At 33.6% G+C, this 23995-nt stretch carries 18 protein-coding genes; 9 read left to right on the plus strand and 9 right to left on the minus strand.

Annotation, left to right across the window (positions count from 1 at the left end; genetic code table 11):
• Positions 1–521: 521 nt before the first annotated feature.
• The 7 genes from JC605_RS13475 to JC605_RS13505 all read right to left on the minus strand — a co-directional run bounded on the left by JC605_RS13475 (position 522) and on the right by JC605_RS13505 (position 11163).
• Positions 522–1487 carry a glycoside hydrolase family 5 protein gene (locus JC605_RS13475; RefSeq protein ID WP_198856688.1) on the minus strand — a complete coding sequence of 322 codons (966 nt, stop codon included), beginning with the start codon at positions 1485–1487 and terminating at the stop codon, positions 522–524.
• Positions 1488–1498: 11 nt separating this feature from the next.
• Positions 1499–2731: a glycoside hydrolase family 27 protein gene (locus tag JC605_RS13480; protein ID WP_198856689.1), complete on the minus strand. Its 1233-nt coding sequence runs from the start codon at positions 2729–2731 to the stop codon at positions 1499–1501.
• Positions 2732–2811: 80 nt separating this feature from the next.
• The gene (locus tag JC605_RS13485) at positions 2812–4074 is read right to left on the minus strand and encodes a fasciclin domain-containing protein (protein WP_198856690.1); all 1263 of its coding nucleotides are present in this window, start codon (positions 4072–4074) and stop codon (positions 2812–2814) included.
• Between the two features lie 61 nt (positions 4075–4135).
• Positions 4136–5206 carry an IPT/TIG domain-containing protein gene (locus tag JC605_RS13490; RefSeq protein ID WP_198856691.1) on the minus strand — a complete coding sequence of 357 codons (1071 nt, stop codon included), beginning with the start codon at positions 5204–5206 and terminating at the stop codon, positions 4136–4138.
• 21 nt (positions 5207–5227) lie between these two features.
• On the minus strand, positions 5228–6790 hold the full coding sequence (locus tag JC605_RS13495; protein WP_198856692.1) for a RagB/SusD family nutrient uptake outer membrane protein: 1563 nt from the start codon (positions 6788–6790) through the stop codon (positions 5228–5230).
• An 11-nt stretch (positions 6791–6801) separates the two neighbouring features.
• Positions 6802–9969, minus strand: a complete 3168-nt coding sequence (locus JC605_RS13500; protein ID WP_198856693.1) for a TonB-dependent receptor — start codon at positions 9967–9969, stop codon at positions 6802–6804.
• A gap of 315 nt (positions 9970–10284) precedes the next feature.
• Positions 10285–11163, minus strand: coding sequence for an AraC family transcriptional regulator (locus JC605_RS13505; RefSeq protein WP_198856694.1), 879 nt, complete (start codon positions 11161–11163; stop codon positions 10285–10287).
• 307 nt (positions 11164–11470) lie between these two features.
• Between JC605_RS13505 and JC605_RS13510 the strand changes: the two genes are divergently transcribed.
• From JC605_RS13510 to JC605_RS13540, 7 genes are all read left to right on the plus strand, one after another.
• Positions 11471–12607: a glycoside hydrolase family 26 protein gene (locus JC605_RS13510; protein ID WP_198856695.1), complete on the plus strand. Its 1137-nt coding sequence runs from the start codon at positions 11471–11473 to the stop codon at positions 12605–12607.
• A gap of 38 nt (positions 12608–12645) precedes the next feature.
• Positions 12646–14031, plus strand: a complete 1386-nt coding sequence (locus JC605_RS13515; protein ID WP_198856696.1) for an MFS transporter — start codon at positions 12646–12648, stop codon at positions 14029–14031.
• A 26-nt stretch (positions 14032–14057) separates the two neighbouring features.
• Positions 14058–15248 (plus strand): glycosidase, encoded by a 1191-nt coding sequence (locus JC605_RS13520; RefSeq protein ID WP_198856697.1) that lies wholly within the window; start codon positions 14058–14060, stop codon positions 15246–15248.
• 6 nt (positions 15249–15254) lie between these two features.
• Positions 15255–16445 carry an AGE family epimerase/isomerase gene (locus tag JC605_RS13525; protein ID WP_198856698.1) on the plus strand — a complete coding sequence of 397 codons (1191 nt, stop codon included), beginning with the start codon at positions 15255–15257 and terminating at the stop codon, positions 16443–16445.
• A gap of 1 nt (position 16446) precedes the next feature.
• The gene (locus tag JC605_RS13530) at positions 16447–17676 is read left to right on the plus strand and encodes a glycoside hydrolase family 26 protein (RefSeq protein WP_198856699.1); all 1230 of its coding nucleotides are present in this window, start codon (positions 16447–16449) and stop codon (positions 17674–17676) included.
• Positions 17677–17818: 142 nt separating this feature from the next.
• Positions 17819–19105, plus strand: coding sequence for a cellulase family glycosylhydrolase (locus JC605_RS13535; protein WP_198856700.1), 1287 nt, complete (start codon positions 17819–17821; stop codon positions 19103–19105).
• An 85-nt stretch (positions 19106–19190) separates the two neighbouring features.
• Positions 19191–21170: a glycoside hydrolase family 97 protein gene (locus JC605_RS13540; protein ID WP_198856701.1), complete on the plus strand. Its 1980-nt coding sequence runs from the start codon at positions 19191–19193 to the stop codon at positions 21168–21170.
• Between the two features lie 57 nt (positions 21171–21227).
• Here JC605_RS13540 and mgrA read toward each other — a convergent pair whose 3' ends face one another.
• A complete protein-coding gene (gene mgrA, locus JC605_RS13545) occupies positions 21228–22184 on the minus strand; it encodes an L-glyceraldehyde 3-phosphate reductase (protein ID WP_198856702.1) in 957 nt (318 codons plus the stop codon).
• A 112-nt stretch (positions 22185–22296) separates the two neighbouring features.
• Here mgrA and JC605_RS13550 point away from each other — a divergent pair, with 112 nt between their 5' ends.
• Both JC605_RS13550 and JC605_RS13555 read left to right on the plus strand, forming a co-directional pair.
• Positions 22297–22527, plus strand: coding sequence for a DUF433 domain-containing protein (locus JC605_RS13550; protein WP_198856703.1), 231 nt, complete (start codon positions 22297–22299; stop codon positions 22525–22527).
• Positions 22527–22862 (plus strand): DUF5615 family PIN-like protein, encoded by a 336-nt coding sequence (locus JC605_RS13555; protein ID WP_198856704.1) that lies wholly within the window; start codon positions 22527–22529, stop codon positions 22860–22862. The genes JC605_RS13550 and JC605_RS13555 overlap by 1 nt, the downstream gene beginning before the upstream one ends.
• 93 nt (positions 22863–22955) lie before the next feature.
• On the opposite strand, the gene JC605_RS13560 is transcribed toward JC605_RS13555, so the two are convergent.
• Positions 22956–23522 (minus strand): HdeD family acid-resistance protein, encoded by a 567-nt coding sequence (locus tag JC605_RS13560; protein ID WP_198856705.1) that lies wholly within the window; start codon positions 23520–23522, stop codon positions 22956–22958.
• Positions 23523–23995: the final 473 nt, after the last annotated feature.

A 23995-nucleotide genomic window follows, 5' to 3' on the forward strand; every position in this document is an offset into this window, starting at 1 on the left:
CTTGCATGCGCCCTTCAAATCATCATCATTTTCATTAGCGAATTTATTAACTTTTGTATGAGTAGAATAATTCAAAACTGCTTTTTTGACGTTTTAGGCGAAGAATTACGGATTACAAAAATTAAATCATCAATAATCAATATTTGATATTTATCGATATTTGTTTTTGAAAATTCAATAACACCATTTTAAGTTATTTTCAATTTTTAAAAAGGTAAAACAAAAATAAAACAGATAAAAACTACAAAAACAAACATTAAAATGACACAAAAAATAATACACCCCCTAAAATTTTAGGGGTATTAGAAAATAAAACAATAAAAATAGTTTTCAACTCACAAAAACAAAACAGCATACCCCCCTTCAGAGCCGAGGAAATTATTCTTACAAAAATAACATCCAATTTTAGTACTACCCAACCCCATTTCTCATCTATATTTTTAAGAGAAAGAGAAAATAATAAACAAAAAAAGCCTGCTCAGATATGAGCAGGCTTACTTGCATTTTAGCTAAAAATTGACTTATTCTTCTTTATTATATTTCCTTAAATATTCTCGGACTTTAATTCCAGATTCTTTTAAATCCTCGTCTTTCCATTTTCCATCAGATTTAGCTGTTTTTTTTAGAATAGAACAAGTTTCATCCTTATCCGATACCGACCATGTAATCCAGCTTAATTTCCGAGCTTCCATCCAATCAATGTATTCTTGCCAAGCTTTATAATTTAACGGTCCATCTCCAGAAGCTTCCATTCCTGCCGATTCTGAAATAAAAACTGGCAAGCCACTTTTAATAGCTCTATCTGTTCTATCTCTTAATTCTTTACCATGCGTAGCGGCATAAAAGTGCATTGTATACATTATATTGTTATATCCTCTTATTGGATCTTCGGCAGGCAAATCAATATCCTGATCCCAATGAGGGCAGCCTACTAAAATTATATTATTAGGATCGTTCTCTCGAATAACTTTAATAACTTCTTCTGCGTAGTTCTTTACTTCCCACCAAGTTTCATAATCTGGCTCGTTGAATACTTCATATATTATATTAGGATACTTGGCGTACTTTTTTGACATTTCTGCAAAAAATGCTGTAGCTTCTTTAAGATTGATATTATGGCTATGCCAATCTATAATTACGTATATATCAGATTTTATAGCACCATTTACAACAGCCTCGATTTTTTCTTTAGAAAACTGAGGATCGTTTACATAGGAGTAATCTCCTAATTCGATTCCCATTGCGGCTCGAACTACATTACAATTAAAATCTTTTTTTAACCAGCTTACTGCTTTTTCATTATAAAATCTCGGCCACATGCTGTGCCATCCAAAACTTAAACCACGGAGCACAATTGGATTATTTTCTTTATCTACAAGTTGAGTTCCAAGAATACTTAATTGCCCGTGTTTTTTAACGAATTGTGCTTTTGAAACATTTACACATAGCAAAAGAAAAAAAGCAGCATACCAAACCTTTGATTTCATATTATATAGCTTTAAGGGATTAATTTTAAGGTAACAACATCATGAGAAGCTATTTCGGTCACAAAAGCTTTCTTCGTATTTCCTATTTCTTTGTTTTTCCAAAGATCTTTTATTTTGAAAACTGTTTTACTAAAATCAGCTTCGTATCCAAAATCGACATCTTTGATATTGTTTTTCTTCCAATCAAAACTAACTTTTTTTGAGGTTTCAGTTCTATTTACAAAACTCACCGCCCAAGCCCCGTCTGAAAGTGGTTTTACCCAAACCTCTACTCCATCTAAAATTGCAAATTTAAATCCCTGAATTCCAAGTTTATCTTGATTTACCGAAAGTAATTCTTTATTGGTTAAAATTGCCAAAGTTTCTTTAGACATTTTTCGATAATCGTTTCCTGTAAATAAAGGTGACGAAAGCATACACCACATTGCAAAATGCGTTTTATCTTCTGTATTATTCATTTCGTTTCCAACTTCCATCATATCAAAATCATTCCAATGATCTGGACCTGAATATTTACGGATATCTTTTCTCATATCTGCAATTTTCATGAATCCCCAAGATGACCAATTTTCCGGATGTTTGAATTCGCAGTCAAAACAAGGATAAATATCTCCAGAAATTCTCCAAAGATTTCCAACTTGTTTTCCCCACTCCCACGGTTGATTATCTCCCCATTCGCAAAGACTAAAAACAATTGGCTTTCCTGCAGTTTTGAGCGCATTACTCATGGTTGCATAAGCCTCTTTTGCAGTAATTCCTTCTGTATTACACCAATCGTATTTCAAGAAATCTATCCCAAGTTTTGCATAAAATCTAGCATCTTGATATTCATAACCTCTTGTTCCCGGATAACCAGCACAGGTTTTTGTTCCTGCGCAATTGTACAATCCAAATTTCAAACCTTTACTATGCACATAATCAATAAGTGCTTTCATTCCGTTTGGAAATTTTTCTGGATCTGGAACTAAATCACCATTTGCATCCCGTTCGTGCGTCATCCAGCCATCATCTAAAACAATATATTTATAACCTGCGGCTGCTAAACCAGAAGAGACCATAATGTCTGCCGTTTCTTTCACCAACTTTTCGTCTATATTAGTTGCAAAAGTATTCCAAGAATTCCAGCCCATTGGAGGCGTCATTGCAAGGCCTTCAAATTTTCCGCCTTGTTGCGTGTGCGTATTTCCTTGACTAAAAGTAAAACTCGAAATACTTAAAAGAAACCCTAAAATTATTTTTTTCATTCTTTATCTATTTTAAAAAAGATATTCCCTAATTTCTCAATTAGGGAATACCTCAAACTAACTCATAACAAATATTATTTTTATAAAAACCCTATATCGTCTAAATAAATAGTACTAGCCGGAGTGATTGTTATATTTGAAAATTCTTGAATAAGTATTTCATCGAATTTTCCTCCAGGAATTAGTTCAGGATGCAAATTAGAGATCGGAATTGAAATATTATTCCATTGACCTGGCACCAAAGTAACTGTCGTACCTTTATCAGAATTATATAAATCACTACTATTTATATTAATAAAAATCTTAGTGCTTTCGGTAGGGAAAATAGACATTTTAACAAATTGATAATCCGCAACATTTAAAAGTTTCTCAGATTTCATTGTAATTCCTTCCCAACTTCCTATTACCTTTTTGATTGAATACGTTCCTCTACTAACTTTTTCAGTACTTTGCCAAGTAACTGCGCCTCCCCAGCCACCTCCAGTGCCTTTTAGAGAGTCTTCGTATAGTAAATATTTAAGACCTATACCACTTGGAGCAGAAACTCCAAATTCAGTTTCGACAACAATTAGGGCATATGAATCAAAATCTGCTGGAACTGTAGCTTTTATTTCTGTGTTAGAAACCGCAGTAAATGTAGCTTCAGTAGATCCAAACTTAACCGTTTTAACTTTTACAAAATTTTGTCCTGTAATGGTAATAACATCTCCAGCAGAAGCTAACACTTGTGACAAACTTGAAATTGCAGGAGCTGGAGGAGTTAAGACAATTACATTATCCAAAACATTTACAAAACCATTTGTACCATAATAATCAAGTCCTGGAGCCGCTTTATCAGATCCATTAACTTTTAAAACATTATTAGTCACATTAATGCTTAGTAAATATAGATCAGGATTAACCGCATTTGCCATTGTTGCATAATCACCGGTTGTTAAATAATCAGCTTCAATACCTTCAAGTTTAGCCACTCTTTTTTTAACCCCTTTAACAACATGACTTAAAACAAGTTGCTTTAGATCGTCTACTGGAACTAAATTGATATCTGGATATCCCAAATCATTTACATAACCATTAGCTACTAAATAAGCATCTAGAGCTGTATTGTTAGGGACAAAATAAGTAAAATCATCAGGTGTATTTAATGACGATTCTAAACCAGCCAACTGGATTGCTTTTGCAAACGTAGTTAAATTAGTATTTGCCAAAATCAACCCGTACGCCGTATTGTAATTTTGTTGCGCTCCTCCAATATCTTGAATATCATTATCGCAAGAAGAAGCTGTAGCAACCAAAAAGACACATACAGCAATCTGCATTAATTTATTATATATATTTTTCATAAATTCTCTTTTAGTTTTTAATTAAGGATTTCATTGAATAGATTCTACTAATCCTTCAGAATTATTTTAATACGAATCCAATATCATCGATAAATAAATTGTTTCCTCCAAAACCTCCTGTCTCTTGAAAGGTTACCTCAGACAACTCTGTTGGACTTCCAACGGAAGAGAAAGGAACTTCTAAATAAGTCCAGCTTGTACCGAATTTAAGCGAATATGTAGCGCCATAATTACCATTGATAATAGCTGACACAGAACCTGCTTTTGCTCCTTTAATACTGATGCGGATTGCCTTATATTTTGAAAGATCAACTTTAGACTTATCAATACCAATGTATAAACCATCCCAATCTGGACCTGAAGTCCAATTAATACATTTTGTACCTTGAGATGCATCTTTATCATAAGCAATATCATAATGGTTTGTTGCTGGTCGCCAAAGACCATTATAACTCATTAAATTAGTATAAGCATCATCATAAACTGCAGAACCTAAAGATTGCCCCGCAACAGTTGTTCCCGACACATTGGTCACAGATAAGCTTTTATACTGAATATTGTTTGGCACCTGTACTTTAATTTCTGTTAATGTTGATGATATTGGCTCAACTGCTGTATCTCCAAAATTCACAACAGGATGTAAAAAATATTCTCCAGTAATCGTAATTATATCTCCAGGATTGGGATTAATTGGAAATCCTTTAATATTAGGACTTGGAGGTCTAATAGCTACTTTATAGTTCAATGTTCCTACATTGGTAACTATCTTCATTTCATCCATTTCGTTATAGTATGGCGTTTTTTGGTCTACCAACACAACGATTGCGTTATCTGTTACGAAAGTCGGATTAAAATAAGATTCTAACCCGTTGAATGAAATTGATTTTAATGTAGCAAAACCAGATCCTCTAATGATATAATAATTTCCTGCATTAATAATATCTGTAGGAACATCTACCTGTCTATCTCCTTCAACCAAAGGATCATCAATAACAGATTTGCTAATTCCTGTTACTGCAAGTTTTCCAGATGAACCTCCAGAATCATCATTTGAACAAGAAGCGAACAGCAAAATTGAAACTGAAGCCAAAAAATACAACTTCAATAACATTCTATCTTTTATATTTTTCATAGTGATTTACTTTTTAAAAAATTATTTAAAATTGTAAGGAACCGGTGCCTCTTTCAACTTTGGATTTTTTCTAACTTCAATATCTGGTTTTGGATAAGTAAAATCTGTTGGAGTTGGTGTATAATGCATCACTCCTTGAGAATCAAAACCTCTATCTTGCTGAGAAATAATATTAATTGCTTCTTGACGCGGAAGTCTTCCTAAGTCAAACCAAAATTCTCCTTCAAAAGCAAATTCAACTCTTCTCTCGTGAAATAAAGCAGCTTTTGTCAAAGGAACATTATTTCCTAAAATACCAAGACCTGCTCTCTGTCTCACCATATTGTATGAGTCTTTTGCTACTGCATTGGTAGTTTCATCAGCTCCAGCCATAATTGCTTCTGCATAAATCAATAAAAGGTCTGCATAACGCATAATATAATTGCAATTATTCATTCCTCCCCACGAATCTGCTGGGCCTGTTTCGCTAGTTGCTTGTCCTACAACATATTTTTTAACCGCAGCACCAGTATTTGCTAATATATCTCCGTACTTATCTTTATCTACTACAAAGCCCACTTGCCCGTCAGCTTTCAGATTAGGATAAGAATCGCCATAAACCATAAAAGATTCTTTTCTTCTTAAATCGCCTATTTCAAAAGCATCTTGCACATCGTTACTTGGCACGTATGTAGCACCATAAGATGCATTATCATTTAAAATATCTAAACCATATTGAATATTAGAAAAGTTTCCTCCTCCATAAGTGTTTATAGCACCAGACCATTGCCAAGAATAAATTGATTCTTCGTTGTTATTTTTACTAGTCAAAAACAAATCTGCAAAATTTGGCAACAAAGCAAACTCTCCTGAATTGATAACCTTTTCAGCCATTAATTTAGAATCTGAATATTTTTTTTCATACAAATACACTTTAGCCAAAAATGCTTCTGCAGAACCTTGCGTTACAAAAATATTGTCTCCACTAGCAGATCTTGATCTGATTTTTGATTTTAGATTTGCCGCCGCAAATTTGAAGTCGTTTTCAATGAATGTATACACATCTTCAATTCTATTTGTATTAACTAACGGGTCTTTTGCTAAAGCTAAATTATCTTCAATAATCGGCACTGGCCCGTACAAACGAACTAAATAAAAATAAGCTATCCCTCTAAAAAAGTGTGCCTCGGCAATTGTGTTTTTAATTACATCGCGGCTCACAGCTGAAGTAGCATTTTTCTCTATATTATTAATTAAATTATTAGCCTGAGCCACAATTGCAAAACAAGCTCTCCAAGGATCTAATAAAATTGGACTGTCAGAAGTTAACTTAAATTGAATGAGTTCTGGTCCATCTGCATAAGCTAAACAGTTTCCTGACGACAACTCAGATAATGCATAAAAATTTTTGGTATAATAAGGTGCCCACATTGCTCCATACATACCATAAGTAGTACGTGCCACTTGCTCGTCGCTATTATAAAACTGGTCACTGCTGTAACTATCTTCAGATGGACGATCCAAGAAATCTTCGCTGCAAGAAGTAGTTGCCAAACCTAGTGTCAAGAATAAAACGAATGTCTTTATATTGATATATTTTTTCATAAGAGTAGTAATTAAAATTCTAAATTCAATCCAAAAGTGAAACTACGATTGGTTGGGTAACGCCCAGAATCAATTCCTGATAATAATGGATCTTGATTATATGATCCGATCTCTGGATCATAACCTGTATATTTAGTAAATGTGTAAAGATTTTGAATACCTAAGTAAAATCTTAGTTTACTAATACTCGCTTTCGAAATAACATCAGAAGGCATGCTATAACCAAAAGTTAATTGCTGAATTCTTAAGTATGATCCATCTTCTACGTAACGATCAGAAATTGCAATGTTTGGATTTCCGTCTCCACCATCAGGCCTTGGATATTTTGCATTTGGATTTTCTGGCGTCCAGAAATCTGCAGCTTCAGCCAATTGATTTTCATACAAACGTTGGTTTTTTGTACCAGCACGTCTAGTTAAATTCATTACTTTATTTCCGTAAGATCCTTGTAAAAAGACTCCTAAATCTAAATTTTTATAATTGAAAGTATTGTTGAATCCATAAGTGAATTTTGGTTGCGGATTACCGATGTACGTTAAATCCTTCTCATCAATTAAGCCGTCTTTATTTTGATCTACGTATTCAATATCTCCTAATTGACTTTTTACAGCTTTATTTCCTGTAAAAGGAATTGGTGCATTTGCCAATTGCTCATTGGTTCTAATAATACCAACAGATTGGTATCCGTAAAATTGACCAACTGCCTGACCAACCACTGTTTTGGTAACTGCTTTAGTAGTATAATCATTAAGCATTACATCTTTTGTCAAATCAAAATTGTCTTGTAAGCTCAATAATTTATTTTTATTTGCAGAGAATATTACTTTTGAATTCCATTTAAAATCTTTCCCAAACTTATTAGTGTAATCTAAAGTCACCTCTAGACCTTGGTTTCTTAAGCTTCCTAAATTCACATTCGGCGCTCCTAGACCTCCCTGATAAGCATCTGTACCAGTAACATAATAAGGTAATGGTAAAACAAATAAAAATCCTTCCGATTCTTTTCTATATACATCAACCGTTGCTTGAAGTTTAGAATTAAAAAGTGTAAAATCTAGACCAAGGTTAGTTTGTTTAGAAGTTTCCCAAGTTAAACCAGGGTTTGCAATATTATTTACAGTAAAGAAATTCCCCATTGCAGATTTTATTGCTCGAACTGTACTCATATAACCTGCACCACCAATATTTTGGTTTCCAGTTTCTCCATATCCAGCTCTAAATTTGATATTATCAATATACTCTTTAGTGCCTTCCATAAATTTTTCGTTTGAAAGTTTCCAATAACCTGAAACAGAAGGAAAGTAGCCCCATTTTTCGCCAGGTCCAAAATTAGAACTTCCATCAGCTCTCATTGTTGCCTGCAAACCATAACGGTTATCAAAATCGTAATTAAAAGATCCAAAGAAAGAGTATAAAGAAGAACTTCCTTTATATTCTGAAGCTACAACTGTATCAGGATCTCCTAAACTAATAGAATGGATATCATTACTTAATAAGCCTGAAACCGATTGTGAGTTTCCGTTCCAATGGCTATCATTAGCCTCTTGACCAACTAATACATTAAAATGATGTTTGTCTAAATCAGTCTTGTAAGTTAAAACGTTTTTAACGTTCAGACCATACCAATTGTTAGCTCTTTCAACAAGCGAATTAGTTTCTCTAACTGCCGATCCCCATTTGTAAGTAGGTTGAAACCCTTCGAAATTATCAATATTAGTAGATCCTCCAAAATCAAAACGATACTCTAATCCTTTTGCTATTCTAAAATTAGCATAAAAGTTTCCAAGGAAATTCTTTTTAATCAACTTATTAGTATTCATCAAAGCCGAAGCTACAGGATTAATCCAAACTCCGATTGATCCATCTGCTGGTGGACCAGCATAATTACCATTAGTATCTTTTACCGCAACATCTGGAGTAGATAAAATAGATGTACTAATAATACCGTTACTTGCCCCATTAATTGTAATATCCTCGTTAGTTATACCTGTTCCAATAGAAACACCAACAGTCAGCCAATCTTTTATTTTACTGTCTACGTTCGTTTTAAAATTATATCTTTTAAATCCAGAACCAATCACAATACCTTCTTGATTTACATAACCTCCAGAAATATAATAAGTCGTACCATCTTTTGCTCCTGAGAAAGAAATCTGATGGTTAGTCATTATTGCTGTTTTATAAATTTCATCTTGCCAGTTTGTCCCTTTACCTAAAACAGACGGAACAGCAAACTCATCTCTAGGCGTTACACCATAAACCCCTGCTAAAGCATTTTGCTGTGCTGCATATTGGCTCAAAGTCATCGTATCTAATAAACGTGTAACATTTTGAATAGACATGAAGGAATCAAAAGTGATCTTTCCTGAGCCTTTCTTACCTCTTTTTGTTGTAATAATTACAACTCCGTTTGACGCTCTAGAACCATAAATTGCGGTTGCAGATGCATCTTTCAAAATATCCATTGTCTCGATATCATTTGGATTTAAAAATGCAATAGGGCTAGAAGTAACGTTTCCTGTATTTGTTCCTAAGTAACCAGTTACAATAGAACCACCTGTGTTAGTATTAGAAGCATCTCCAGAAATTGGAATACCATCTATGATATACAATGGCTCATTTGTTCCCGAAATAGAAGTCGTTCCACGTATTTTAACCGAAACACTACCTCCAGGCTGACCAGAGTTATTCGTAACTGAAACCCCTGCAGCACGTCCTTGTAACAATTGATCTACAGACACTTGTGGAGTATCAGCAAAATCTTTAGAGGTTACTGTAGAAACAGCCCCCATTAAGTCCTTTTTCTTTACACTTCTATATCCTACGTTTACTAGAACCTCACGCAAATCTTCGGCGCTAAGCTTCAGAACAACATTGACTGTTCCTCCGTTTTTAACGTTGATTGTTTGTGCAACATATCCAATAAATGAAACAGAAATAGTAGAATTTGCAGGTGCTTCAATGGAATATTTTCCATCAAAGTCTGTCGAAGCCGTCTTCTTTGTACCGGTAACTACGATATTGGCACCTGGTATAGATAATCCCTTTTCATCAGATACAGTTCCCGAAACCTTTACCTGAGCCGTAATAAAATTACTAGTCAGTAACAAAAATAATATCAAAGGAACGGCTCTGTGGTCAGCCATCCAATGAATGAAGCTAGTCATTAGTTTTTTCATAATAAGTGTTTGGTTAGTTAAATTTGTTTTTTTCTATAATCTAAAAGCAAATGCCAGGGTAATTTTTACGTTTTAAATTATTTAACAAATCTATAACAGAGAGGGTTATCAAATCAATAGTATTATATCATTTAATGATAATATTTTTACCAGAGACGATTAAAAAAACACATATGAAAATAAAACCATTAAAATTTTAAATTATTCTCAATTACACCACTCTCAAAAACCCAAACAATGAATTAAAAACAACGAAAACCCAAAAATCAAACGTTTTCGTTAAAAATAATATTTAGTAGTGACAAAAAAGTATCACTATAAAATGCGCTTTAGACCTGAAAATTCTTCTCGGTATTGACTTGGAGTGCAATTTTTTGTTGCCTTAAAACTGCGATTGAAGTTAGCAATATTATTAAACCCAGATTTAAAAGCAACTTCAGAAACACTCATATCTTTCTCAACCAACCAACGCGCAGCATAACCAATACGAATATCATTTATATAATTGACAAAAGTTTTTCCCGTTCTTTTTTTTATAAATCGATTAAAAGAGATTATCGACATGCTCGCCACATTTGCTACATCTTCTAGAGTGATTTTTTCAGCAAAATGTTTTTGCACATACTCATAAACCAATTTCATTTTATCATAATCATCAAAAGTATCATAGTCTACCGTATAAGTCGAAAGCAAACGCTGATTTCTAGAATTGGCAAGATCATATAATAAAGAAGTTATTTCAAGAAAATAATCCATACCATCCAATTTAGAGAGTCTCACAAGCCTTGGCGTTAATTCTTCTGCTGTTTTCTTCGAAAAAAGAATTCCGTGAATCGATCTATTAAACATATCTCGAATCGGATTCATAATACGTCTTGACAACAAAGATTCATGAAATAAATCATTATGAAACTGAATTGTTATTTCGTGTATTTTTTTACTTGTACATTTATTTAGCTCCCAACCGTGATATAAATTCGGACCAATTAAAACCAATTCAACATTATCGATTTCTTCAATATTATCTCCTACAACTCTCTTCACTCCTTTTCCGTTTTGAATAAAATTGATCTCGAATTCTGGATGATAATGAACAGGAAAATCAAAACTATCTTTCACGCGATCAAAAACTAAAAAGCTATCACTCGCAGCAAGCGGTGCTATTTCTCTATAAAAATTTTTCGTACTACCCATCTTAAAAATTATTTTCAGGAAAACAATATTTGTCTTTTTTGACTGCAATAATATGATATATAATTGATAAAATAATATTAATTACAGTATAATCATCCGTTTATCTTTGAAAAAGTTAATTTATCATTTCTTTAAAAAGAATATTAATAATAAACATTAATCATTTTTTATTAAATAACTTTTTATAGTTTTAATAATTTTAACAATAATAACATAAAGAATTTTGGGTAAAAAAATCGCTATATTATAAAAACTATAAACTCTTGTTTAGTCAGCTTTTAGCTAAACAATCAACTAATATTTTTCGATGAAAAAACATTTTTTAACGCTTTTGACTGTAACTCTAATAGCAAGTTCATGTATGTCTCAAAAAAGCACTAGTAATACTAATTTGTCACTTTCAGATAAAAAAGCAACAACTGAAACTAAATCTTTATATAAAGAACTTAACACTTTAACTCAAAAAGGGTTCTTATTCGGACATCAGGATGATTTGGCTTATGGCGTTAAATGGAAGTATGAAGACGGGCGAAGCGATATAAAAGATGTTGTTGGTGATTATCCTGCTGTATATGGATGGGATATTGCCGGCTTAGAAAATGATAGTCAAAATAATATCGATGGCGTACCTTTTACTAAAATGAAACAGTATATTATTGAAGCAAATGCAAGAGGCGGAATTTCTACAATAAGTTGGCATTTTGACAACCCTGCAACAGGAAAAAACGCTTGGGATAATGCGCCAAACTCTTTAAAAACAATTTTGCCTGGAGCCGCAAATCATAAAAAATTCACTTCATGGTTAGATAAAGCAGCTGTTTTCTTTTTGTCTTTAAAAGATAAGAATGGTAAAAACATTCCGATTCTCTTTAGACCTTTTCACGAACTTACTGGCGGATGGTTTTGGTGGGGAAAAGGAAATTGCACTTCAGAAGAATTTAAAACCGCTTGGAAATTCACCTTTGATTATCTTCAGAAAAAAGGTGTTCATAATTTAATTTATGTTTATAATACAGGAAGTTTCGGAAACGAAAATGATTTCTTAACCAATTATCCAGGAGATAATTACGTCGATATTTTAAGCTTTGATAGTTACCAAAATAATACTGATGTAAATGGAGAAAAATTCATCTCTGAAGTTCAGAACCAATTTAAAATATTGAATAAAATAAGCCTAAAAAAGCATAAACCAATGGCTTTGGCAGAAGCTGGCTATGAAGCAGTTCCAGACCCAAAATGGTGGACAGGAACTTTATTGAAAGCCATTGGAGATTATAAAATTTCTTATGTCCTGTTATGGAGAAATCACGGATGGCAAGAAAAAGAACAAAAAATGCATTACTACGCTCCTTTTAACGGACAAGTAAGCGAGAAAGATTTTATAGATTTTTACAATCTCGACCAAACAATCTTTGAGAAAGACATTCAGAAAAAATTAAAATAATCGCCCCAAAATAAATTACAATCTTTAAAAGAAATCTAATGCACGACAAAATTAGTTTAAAAGAAAAAATTGGTTACGGACTTGGAGACGCTGCTTCATCTATGTTTTGGAAAATTTTCAGCATGTATCTGTTATTTTTCTACACCGACGTTTTCGGATTAGCGCCTGCCATAGTAGGAACTATGTTTTTAATTACTAGAATCTGGGATTCTTGCTTTGACCCAATTGTTGGAATTCTAGCTGATAGAACCAAAAGCAAATGGGGAAAATTTAGACCTTATTTACTTTGGGTAGCAATACCTTTTGCCGTGATTGGAGTTCTAACTTTTTACACTCCTGATTTTGACGAAAAAGGAAAAATCATCTATGCTTATGTGACATATTCCTTAATGATGATGATTTATTCTTTAATCAATGTTCCTTACGCATCACTTTTGGGCGTAATGTCTTCTGACAGAAAAGAACGAAATACACTTTCTTCTTACCGAATGGTTTTTGCCTTTGGAGGAAGTCTTTTAGCGCTTTGGCTAATTGAGCCGTTAGTAAATTATTTCGGTGGAAATTTAAATTCAAAAACTGGTTGGCTGGCTACAATTGCCATTTTCGGATTAATCACAACCATCTTTTTTTGGGCTTGTTTTTTATTCACTAAAGAAAGAATTAAACCAATTGAAAATGAACAAAATAACCTAAAAGAAGATTTAAAAGATCTTCTAAAAAATAGACCTTGGTGGATTTTGCTTGGAGCAGGAATTGGCGCATTAGTTTTCAATTCTATTCGTGATGGCGCAGCAGTTTACTATTTCAAGTATTATGTAAGCAGTACTATAAACTTCGATTTTTCACTTTTCGGAACCGATTTCCATATGACTCCAACTTCAATTTATTTGGTTTTAGGACAAGCAGCAAACATCATTGGAGTAATCATTGCAACGCCAATTGCAAATAAAATTGGCAAGAAAAAAACTTTCTTCGGAGCGATGACTTTGGCTGCCATTTTAAGCCTGATTTTCTATGTATTCGGAAAAGAAGATATTTTCCTAATCATGAGTTTCCAAGTTTTAATCAGTATTTGTGCCGGATGTATTTTCCCATTAATCTGGTCAATGTATGCCGACAGTGCCGATTATTCGGAATGGAAACAAGGACGTAGAGCAACAGGATTGGTTTTCTCAGCTTCGTCAATGTCACAAAAATTCGGATGGACGATTGGTGGCGCTGGAGCGGGATGGCTTTTAGGCTATTACGGTTTTCAAGCTAATGTCGAGCAGACAGCAACAGCTCAAAACGGAATTCAATTAATGCTCAGTATTCTACCCGCAATTGCGGCTGCGGTGTCAGTAGCTTTCATAGTATTTTACCCTCTATCAGAAGAAAAATTACAGATTATAGAACAGGATTTAAACGAAAAGAGAAATCATTAAAAAACAAAGACAAAGAATCAATTTATATGACAACAATAACATCTTCAGCCACTTTTCAAGAAAGAAAATTGGCATTAGAAAAACAACATAAAACGCTGCTTGAACAAAAAAACGAGCCTCAGCAAACTGTTGGAAACGGAATATACGAACGATATAAAAATCCAGTTGTTACAGCAGAACATATTCCATTAAATTGGCGCTTCGATTTTAACGAAGAATCTAATCCATTTTTACAGGAAAGAATCGGTATGAATGCGGCTTTCAACGCTGGAGCAATGAAATGGAATGGCAAATATTTAATGGCCGTTCGCGTAGAAGGAATTGACAGAAAATCGTTTTTTGCTATCGCAGAAAGTCCAAACGGAATCGATAATTTCAAGTTTTGGGATAAACCATGTGTGATTCCACAGACAGAAGAACCAGATACAAACGTATACGATATGCGCTTAATCCATCATGAAGACGGATTTGTTTATGGGATTTTCTGTACCGAAAGAAAAGACCCAAAAGCGCCAAAAGGAGATACAAGTTCGGCAGTAGCCAATGCAGGAATAGTTCGTTCTAAAGATTTGGTAAATTGGGAAAGACTTCCAGATTTAATTTCAAATACGGGACAACAACGAAATGTAGTATTACATCCAGAATTTGTAAACGGAAAATATGCTTTATACACGCGTCCGCAAGATGGTTTTATCGATGTTGGATCAGGTGGCGGAATCGGTTTAGGATATGTTGACGATATGGCAAATCCTGTAGTAAAAGACGAAAAAATCATTTTTGGCAAACATTATCATACGATTTACGAATTGAAAAATGGTCTTGGCCCTGCTCCTATTAAAACTTCAAAAGGCTGGTTGCATTTAGCACACGGAGTTAGAAATACTGCCGCTGGCTTACGCTATACCTTGTATATGTTCATGACCGATTTAAATGATATTTCGAAAGTAACTCACGTTCCAGCTGGACATTTTATGGGACCTGAAGGAATTGAAAGAGTTGGAGACGTTTCGAATGTTTTATTCTCTAACGGATGGATCGAAGACCAAGACGGAACGGTTTATATTTACTACGCTTCATCAGATACACGCATGCACGTAGCGGTTTCTTCTGTAGACAAACTTGTAGATTATGTAATAAATACTCCACCAGATACTTTTATTTCTGCAGGTTCTGTGCAAACCATTATTAAACAAATCGAAAAAAATAACGCAATTTAAAATACCGTGTCATTACAAAGAAAGCTTTTAAAATCGGAATTAACCGCAGAACTCAATTCCATTCTAAAATATTGGTCGGAGCGTACTATTGACGACCAAAATGGAGGTTTTGTTGGTCAAATCGATTTTAACGATCATATTATTGCGAATACAGAAAAAGGTTCGGTTTTAAACGCCCGAATTCTTTGGACATTCTCTGCCAGCTACACAACCACAAAAAACGAAAACCACAAAAAACTGGCAGAAAGAGCATTCGAATTTCTCGCAGCTTATTTTTATGACACACAATTTGGAGGTCTTTTTTGGAGTATAAATGAGGATAAAACTCCAAAAGACACCAAAAATCAAATTTATGCTTTAGCATTTGCTATTTATGGCTTATCTGAATATTATGCTATTTCAAAAGAAGAACGAGCTTTAGAATTGGCTAAAAACTTATACGCCAAAATTCAAGAACACAGCTACGATCCTATAAATAAAGGCTACCTTGAAGCTTTTACCAGAGATTGGCAACCAATTGAAGATTTGCGTTTAAGTGCAAAAGATGCCAACGAAAAGAAAACCATGAACACGCATCTTCATATTATTGAGGGTTATGTGAATTTATATAAAGTCTGGAAAGACGAAAAACTGTTGTACGATATTATCGAATTATTAGAAACTATCGAAAAGCATTTTATCAATCCAGAAACAGGGCATTTACATTTGTTTTTTGATGAAAACTGGAATGAAAAGCCAGATGTGATTTCATATGGACATGATATCGAAGCTGCTTGGCTTTTACAGCAATGTGCAGAAATTTCAGGAAATGAAACCTTAATTGCCAATTTTAAAAAATACGCCATTCAGATAGCCGAAGCCACTAAAGAAGGCCTTGACTTTGATGGTGGATTATGGTACGAATACGATCCTGAAAAAAAAGAATTAATTGCCGAAAAACATTGGTGGCCACAAGCAGAAGCATTAATTGGTTTCTACAATGCATATCAATTAACTGATAAAGAAGAATATCTAGACATTGTTTACAAAATCTGGAAATTCACAAAGAAACACATGATCGATCATCAAAACGGAGAATGGTTCTGGGGCATCTATGAGGATTATTCTACAATGAAAAAAGACAAAGCTGGATTTTGGAAATGCCCATATCATAACGGCCGCGCTTGCCTAGAGCTTATTAATCGAATTAAAGACTAAAATGAAAACAACATTTCTTAAAATAGCATTTCTCAGCCTCTCGATTTTAACTATTATGAGCTGTTCTTCAGACAATGAAGACCCTGGCAAAGTAATTGTTGATCCGCCAATGCAAGACGATCCTTTAACGACATCAAATGCGGCAAATTATATCGTCGATGCCAGTGCTACAAAAGAAACTGTTGCTTTATTTTATAACTTAAAAAGACTAGCACAAACCAAAACAGCAATCGGTCAGCAAGATGCTTTCAATAGCTTTTATCAAGATGCTGGCGGAGATTCTGACATTAAAAAAAACACAGGTTTTGATCCAGCAGTTCTGGGTTCAGATTTTATGTTTATTACCGATAAAAACAATAACGAGCAAAGCAATAATTGGTTTTATCAGCAGGAACAAAAAATTATTGCCGATACAAAGGCCGCTTACGCGAAAGGAATAATCAACACTTTTAGTTGGCATTTGAGAGAACCTTACAACGAAGATTCTTTCTACACAGCCGATATGACTTCAGAGCAAAAATCGACCGCTTTTAGAAGCATTCTTCCTGGTGGAGCAAACAACGAATGGTACAAGAAAAAACTAGATAAAGTTGCCAGTGTAGTTTCAAATTTAAAAGGTTCAAATGGCGAATTGATTCCGATAATTTTTAGGCCTTTTCATGAATTTGATGGAAGCTGGTTTTGGTGGGGCGCCGATTTTTGTACTGCCGATGAATATAAAAAAGCCTATCAGTTTACAGTTGATTATTTAAAAAACACAAAAGGCGTTCATAATATTTTATATGCTTTTTCTCCCGACAACTCTTATACAACTGAAGCCAATTATTTAAGCCGTTATCCAGGCGATAAATATGTTGATATTATCGGAATGGATAATTACGGAGACTTCAATAATCAAGGACAAACGGGATCTGACAGAGCAAATACAAAACTTAAAATTCTTTCTGATTACGCTAAAGCGAAAGTAAAAATCGCCGCCTTAACCGAAACAGGTTATCGTGTAACTAGCACAACTCCTGCCATTACCGATTGGTTTTCTTCACTCTTATATAACGCTTTGACCAAAAATGACATTCAGATAAGTTATGTAATGTTTTGGAACAATAATACTGATGGTTATTATGTTCCGAATGGTTCGGTTTCGAATACAGCAGATTTTAAAACTTATAGTTTGAAAACAAAATCGGCTTTGGTGAATTCTTTGCCAAAGATGTATGAAATGCCGAAATAACTTTTTTTGTTTCAGGTTGAATTCAAAACTTCTAAAATAACGTAAAGCCCTAGCCCTGATAGGAGTGAAAATCCTTTTATGCTGGGGTTCAGCATAAAAGATTGTAACGGATAGCAGGATTAGCTCCATTAAAATATAAATTATGAAAAACAGATTTTTTAAAACCCTTTCGTTAGCCTTAATCTTTACAGCAATTGCATGTAATGCTCAAGAAAAAATCACCGTAAAAGGAAACCAATTTTACAAAGGCGAGAAACCCTACGCTTATATCGGAACCAATTATTGGTACGGAAGTATGTTGGCTTCTAAAAAAATAGGAGACCGAAAAAGGCTGTTACGCGAATTGGATTTAATGAAAAAAAACGGAATTGATAATTTACGTGTTTTAGTTGGTGCTGATGGCGAAAAATACGATTTTACGGTTCGCCCAGCATTGCAATACGAGCAAGGAAAATATGATGAAGATTTACTCGATGGCTTAGATTTCTTGATTAACGAAATGGGCAAACGAAATATGTATGCCGTTTTGTATTTAACGAATAACTGGGAATGGTCGGGCGGAATGTCGCAATATTTGGAATGGAATGGCAAAGGTCCAGTTCCGATTCCAAATATTCCGCCGAATACTTGGCCTCAGTTTATGTCATATACAGAACAGTTTCACAGCTGCGAACCATGCATGGAAGCACTAAACAATCATGTAAAGTTTATTATCGGAAGGACAAATTCTTATTCTAAAAAGAAATACAACGAAGACAACACAATTATGGCGTGGCAGGTTGGAAACGAACCAAGAACTTTTACGCCTGAAAATGAAGTAAAATTCACGAAATGGCTCAATAATATTGTGGATTTAATTGATAGTCTAGACAAAAATCATTTGGTTTCTACGGGTTCTGAAGGAAAAAACAGTTCTAACGACAGCATGGAAATCTTCGAAAGAACACATCAAAATCCGAATATTGATTATTTAACCATGCACATTTGGCCTAAAAACTGGAATTGGTTTAAAGCTGATAATGCCGAAGCTACAATGCCTGCAACAATCGAAAATGCTGGAAAATATATTGACGACCACATTAAAGTAGCTAATAATCTGAAAAGGCCAATTATTATTGAAGAATTTGGTCTTCCGAGAGAAAATGAAAATCTGAATGCTGGTGCTTCTTCTGTTTACAGAGATAAGTTTTACAGCTATATTTTTGGACGAGTTGCAGAAAGCGTTAAAAATAATGGCCCGTTAAGAGCAGCAAATTTCTGGGGTTATGGCGGTGAAGGAAAAGCGATTCATCCAGACGGAAAATGGAATCCTGGCGAACCACTTACAACAGATCCTCCTCAAGAACCACAAGGTTTAAACTCTGTTTTTAATGGAGATAAATCGACATTAGAAATTGTCAAAAAATACAATTCAGAATTAAAGAAATAAAAGAATTATTCATCTCTATTTTCTGTAGACGCACTGTAGTGCGTTCTACAGAATAACAAAATCAAAGTTTGATAAAAAACACAGCATGAAAAATACATTTATTCTTTTTTGTTTATTATTTCTAAATCTTTCTTTTTCCCAAAAGAAACAAAGCTTTGTTCTAAAATCTCCTGATGAAAAAATCGAAGTTCAAATTGCTGTGAGTGATAAAATTTCATGGTCGGTTTTACATCAAAAAGATTTGATTCTGGCACCTTCAGAAATGTCTTTAACTTTGGATGAAAATAAGATTTTAGGAAAAAATCCTATTGTTTTAAATTCAAAAAAAGAAACTGTAAATACTTCTTTTGAAACACCATTATATAAAAAGAAATCGGTTGAAAATCATTATAATCAACTGACTTTAAACTTTAAGAATGATTTCTGTATTGAGTTTCGTGTTTTTGACGATGGAGCTGCGTATCGATTCGTTACCAAAAAGAAAAAAGATATTACGATAAAATCAGAAGAAGTTGTTTTAAATTTTGACAAAGACTACAGCACTTTAATGCCTTATGTAAGAGATTTAAGAAATCCGAAAGATCCTTATATTTCTTCTTTTGAAGCACATTACGAAAATAAGAAAATCAGTGAATTTGCAAAAGATACTTTGGCATTTTTACCATTTCTAATTGAATACAAAAATCATAAAAAAGCTGTTTTTCTGGAAGCTAACTTGGAAGATTATCCAGGATTATTCGTTACAAATAATAAAAACAAATCTGGTTTTGAATCTCGTTTTTCTAAATATCCATTAAAAGAAGCCAATGGCGGATTCAACAATATCAACCGATTAATTACCGAAAGAGCCGATTATTTGGTGAAGACAAAAGGAACAAGAACTTTCCCATGGAGAGCAATTGTAATTTCTGAAAGTGATGCCGCTTTAGCGAATAATGATATAGTTCAGAAATTAGCTGAACCTTCAAAAATTAAAGATGTTTCTTGGATTAAACCCGGAAAAGTTGCTTGGGATTGGTGGAACGATTGGAATATTTACAATGTCGATTTTAAAGCCGGAATTAATACGCAGACTTATAAATATTATATTGATTTTGCTTCTAAGAATAAAGTTGAATATGTGGTTTTAGACGAAGGTTGGAGTTTGGAAGAAGATATTATGAAGCATAATCCTAATGTCGATTTAGAGGCTTTGATCACATACGGAAAAGAACGAAATGTTGGAATTATTTTGTGGAGCTCTTGGATGGCTTTGACTAAAAACACAGATGGAATTTTAAAGAATTATGCCAATTTAGGAATTAAAGGTTTTAAAGTTGATTTCTTAGATCGCGATGATGCCAAAATGGTCAATTCGGTTTACGATATTGCTCAAAAAGCGGCAAATTATAAATTGATTCTAGATTTCCACGGAATGTACAAACCAACTGGAATTCAACGAACTTATCCAAATATTTTAAATTTTGAAGGTGTAAAAGGCTTAGAAAACAACAAATGGACACCAAATGATGATGTTCCGCTATATGATTGCACGATTCCGTTTATTAGAATGATGGCTGGACCAATGGATTATACGCCTGGCGCAATGCGAAATGCTACAAAAAGCGAATTCAAACCAAGTCATTCGACACCAATGAGTCAAGGAACAAGATGTCATCAATTGGCATTGTACACGATTTTTGAAGCGCCTTTACAAATGATGGCCGACAGTCCGACAGCTTTTATGAAAGAACAAGAAAGCACCGATTTTATAGCTAAAGTTCCAACTGTTTTTGATGAAACTATCGCACTTGATGGTGAAGTTGGAAAATATGTTTCAATTGCCCGAAGAAAAGGAAATACTTGGTACTTAGGAACAATTACAAATTGGGATTCTAGAGAAGTAGCAATTGATTTTTCTTTCCTTGAAAAAGGCAAAAAATTCCAAGCCGAGATTTTCTCAGATGGAATAAATGCTAATAAAGCTGCAACTGATTACAAAAAAGAAATTGTAACAGTTGATTCAACTACGAAATTAAAATATCATTTAGCAAGCGGAGGCGGATTGGCGATGATTATCAAATAAAAAAAGGAGAACAAATTGTTCTCCTTTTTTATCATTTCACATTTTACAAATAGCATTTTACGCTAGAATTTTTTCAATCGCATTTAATTCATCATGCGAAAACTCTGTATTCTGTAAACAATCAATATTATTACACAATTGTTTTACAGAACTTGCACCAATTAAAACCGATGTAATTCGTTTGTCTTTCTGCAGCCAAGCCAGAGCCATTTGTGCTAAAGACTGATTTCTATTTTGAGCAATTTCATTCAATTGAATTAATTTCTGAATACGTTCTTGTGTAACCTCATCTTCTCTTAAATGCCCATTCGGATTATGAGCTCGTGAGTTTTCAGGAATTCCTTTTAAATATTTATCGGTCAAAAGTCCTTGTGCCAAAGGCGAAAACGCAATACAGCCTACTCCTTTTTCTTCTAAAACATCCAACAAACCATTTTCAACCCAACGCTCCAACATCGAATATTTTGCTTGATGAATCAAACATGGCGTTCCCAATTGTTTTAAAACATCAACCGCAACTCTCGTTTGTTCCGCAGAATAATTACTGATCCCAACATACAAAGCTTTTCCGCTTCTAACAGCGTGATCTAAAGCCATCATGGTTTCTTCAATTGGCGTTTCTGGATCTGGACGGTGTGAGTAAAAAATATCTACATAATCGACATTCATTCTTTTCAAACTCTGATCTAAGCTCGAAAGCAGATATTTTCTGGAGCCCCAATCTCCGTAAGGACCTTTCCACATTGTATAACCTGCTTTCGTAGAAATTACGATTTCATCGCGTAGATTTCCCTGAAAATTATGCCATAATATTTTTCCGAAATTCTCCTCAGCAGAACCTGGAACTGGACCATAATTATTTGCTAAATCAAAGTGAGTAATTCCTTTATCAAAAGCCTCAATAGCAATGCTTTCGGCATTTTCAAAATTATCAACCGAACCGAAGTTATGCCATAATCCTAAAGAAATTTCAGGAAGCAGCAAACCGCTTTTTCCGCATCTGTTATATTTCATTGTTTTAATTTAAAAGTTGGAATTTTAATAGATTTTAAAGGTAAAAACAAACCATGCTATTTAAAACCAAATTCGCATTTAATTTTTGTAAATTTGTTTAAATAATAAAATTATGGAAAATAACTGGCAAAATTTAATTTCAATAAACCAAGATGTTCGGTTTGGCAAACCTATAATTACTGGAACCAGAATTTGTGTTTCTGATATTCTTTCATGGTTATCTACAGGAATGTCTTTTGAAGAAATCATTGAAGATTTTCCTGAATTAAAAAAAGAGCATATTCTTGCTGCGTTAAGTTTTGCTGCTAACAGAGAAAATATTACGAAAATAATAGCCGCATAATGAAGTTACTTCTGGATGCAAATATCTCATGGAGAATAATTAAACTAGTAGAAAATACTTTTTTCAATTGTTTACATGCTAATGATATTCCCGTAAATCAACCGGCAAAAGATATTGAGATTTGGGAATTTGCAAAAGCAAATAATTTCACTATTTTGACTCATGATGATGATTTTGAAAAGTTATTACTTTTAAAAGGAGCCCCTCCAAAAGTTATAATTCTAAAAACTTTCAATAAAAACACTAAACAAATAGCTGAAATTTTGTTCTCAAAAAAGCATATAATCGAATCGTTTATAACTAATACTGAACTAATGATTCTAGAAATTTACTAAGTGCTTATTAATTCATATTAACAATAAATCCGACCGTTTTTTGAGATCGGTCGGATTTATTGTTAATATAAAAGCTAAATCAAACTTTATTTTTTAAGCTAAATCGTGTAGTTTTTTCAGTTTGAAAGAAAAATAAATGTAAAAAATACCGCTTGCGATAAAAGCAAAAGCAGTCCAATATACTATTGAAAGTCCTGCAAAAACAGGATTCCATAATAACAAAAATGAAAACAATAGTCCCAAAATCCCTAATCCTAAAAGATTTTTCCAATCTGGAACAGAATAGCTTTTTAAATTAAAAGCCATAAAAATAGCCATTACAGAGCGAAACAAAATAGCCAATCCAACATAAAGTGGCAAAAGTGTTACTGAAACTAACGGATTAGCAATTAATACTATTCCAACTCCTAAACCTATAATTCCCGAGATCAGCGTCCAGCCCCAATTGTCTATTTTTTTTCTGTTTGAAAGTGCAAAAATAATTTCAAAAATTCCGCTGACCAGAAACGACACGCTAAATAAAAATGCCAATGTTAAATATGCTTTTAAAGGGGTAGCAAAAGACCAAAATCCGATGATTACAAAAAGTATTCCCACTAATAACGGAATGTACCAATAATCAATTGCTGCTTTCACTTTTTTAAATAAAGAATGTTCCATAATACTGTTTTAAAATCTTGCCTACTCTATAAAGTTTTCAGCTTACCTTGGATTGCCAATTAAAAAATATTTAAATGGCTGTCTATCAAAGATAAGGCAAAAGCGTAAACCAAAATATTTTTCCTACAATAAAATACTAACATCCAAATACTTAACAAACTACAATATGCAAATCAATAGCGTCCAGCTTTAGCTGGATGAAAACATAACCACAATAAAACAGGGCTTTAGCCAAACCTACAAAGTTTGGCTAAAGCCCTGTTCCTATTCAAATCTTATTCCCCTAGCTGAAGCTAGGGGCTATTCAAAAATCTTTACTGCCAACAACTATCGGGATTGCGAGATTAAAAAAACTTAGTGTCTTAGTACCTTTGTGGCAAAACCCTTTTTACTCTTTAATTTCAAAACCACTCTGCAAACCTTTATCAGAACTTCCTCCAACCATGATTTTAAAAGTTCCCGGTTCTACCAGA

Origin of the sequence: Flavobacterium sp. IB48 (genome assembly GCF_016405855.1) — a bacterium.
In the GTDB taxonomy this organism is placed as follows: Bacteria; Bacteroidota; Bacteroidia; order Flavobacteriales; family Flavobacteriaceae; genus Flavobacterium; species Flavobacterium ginsengisoli.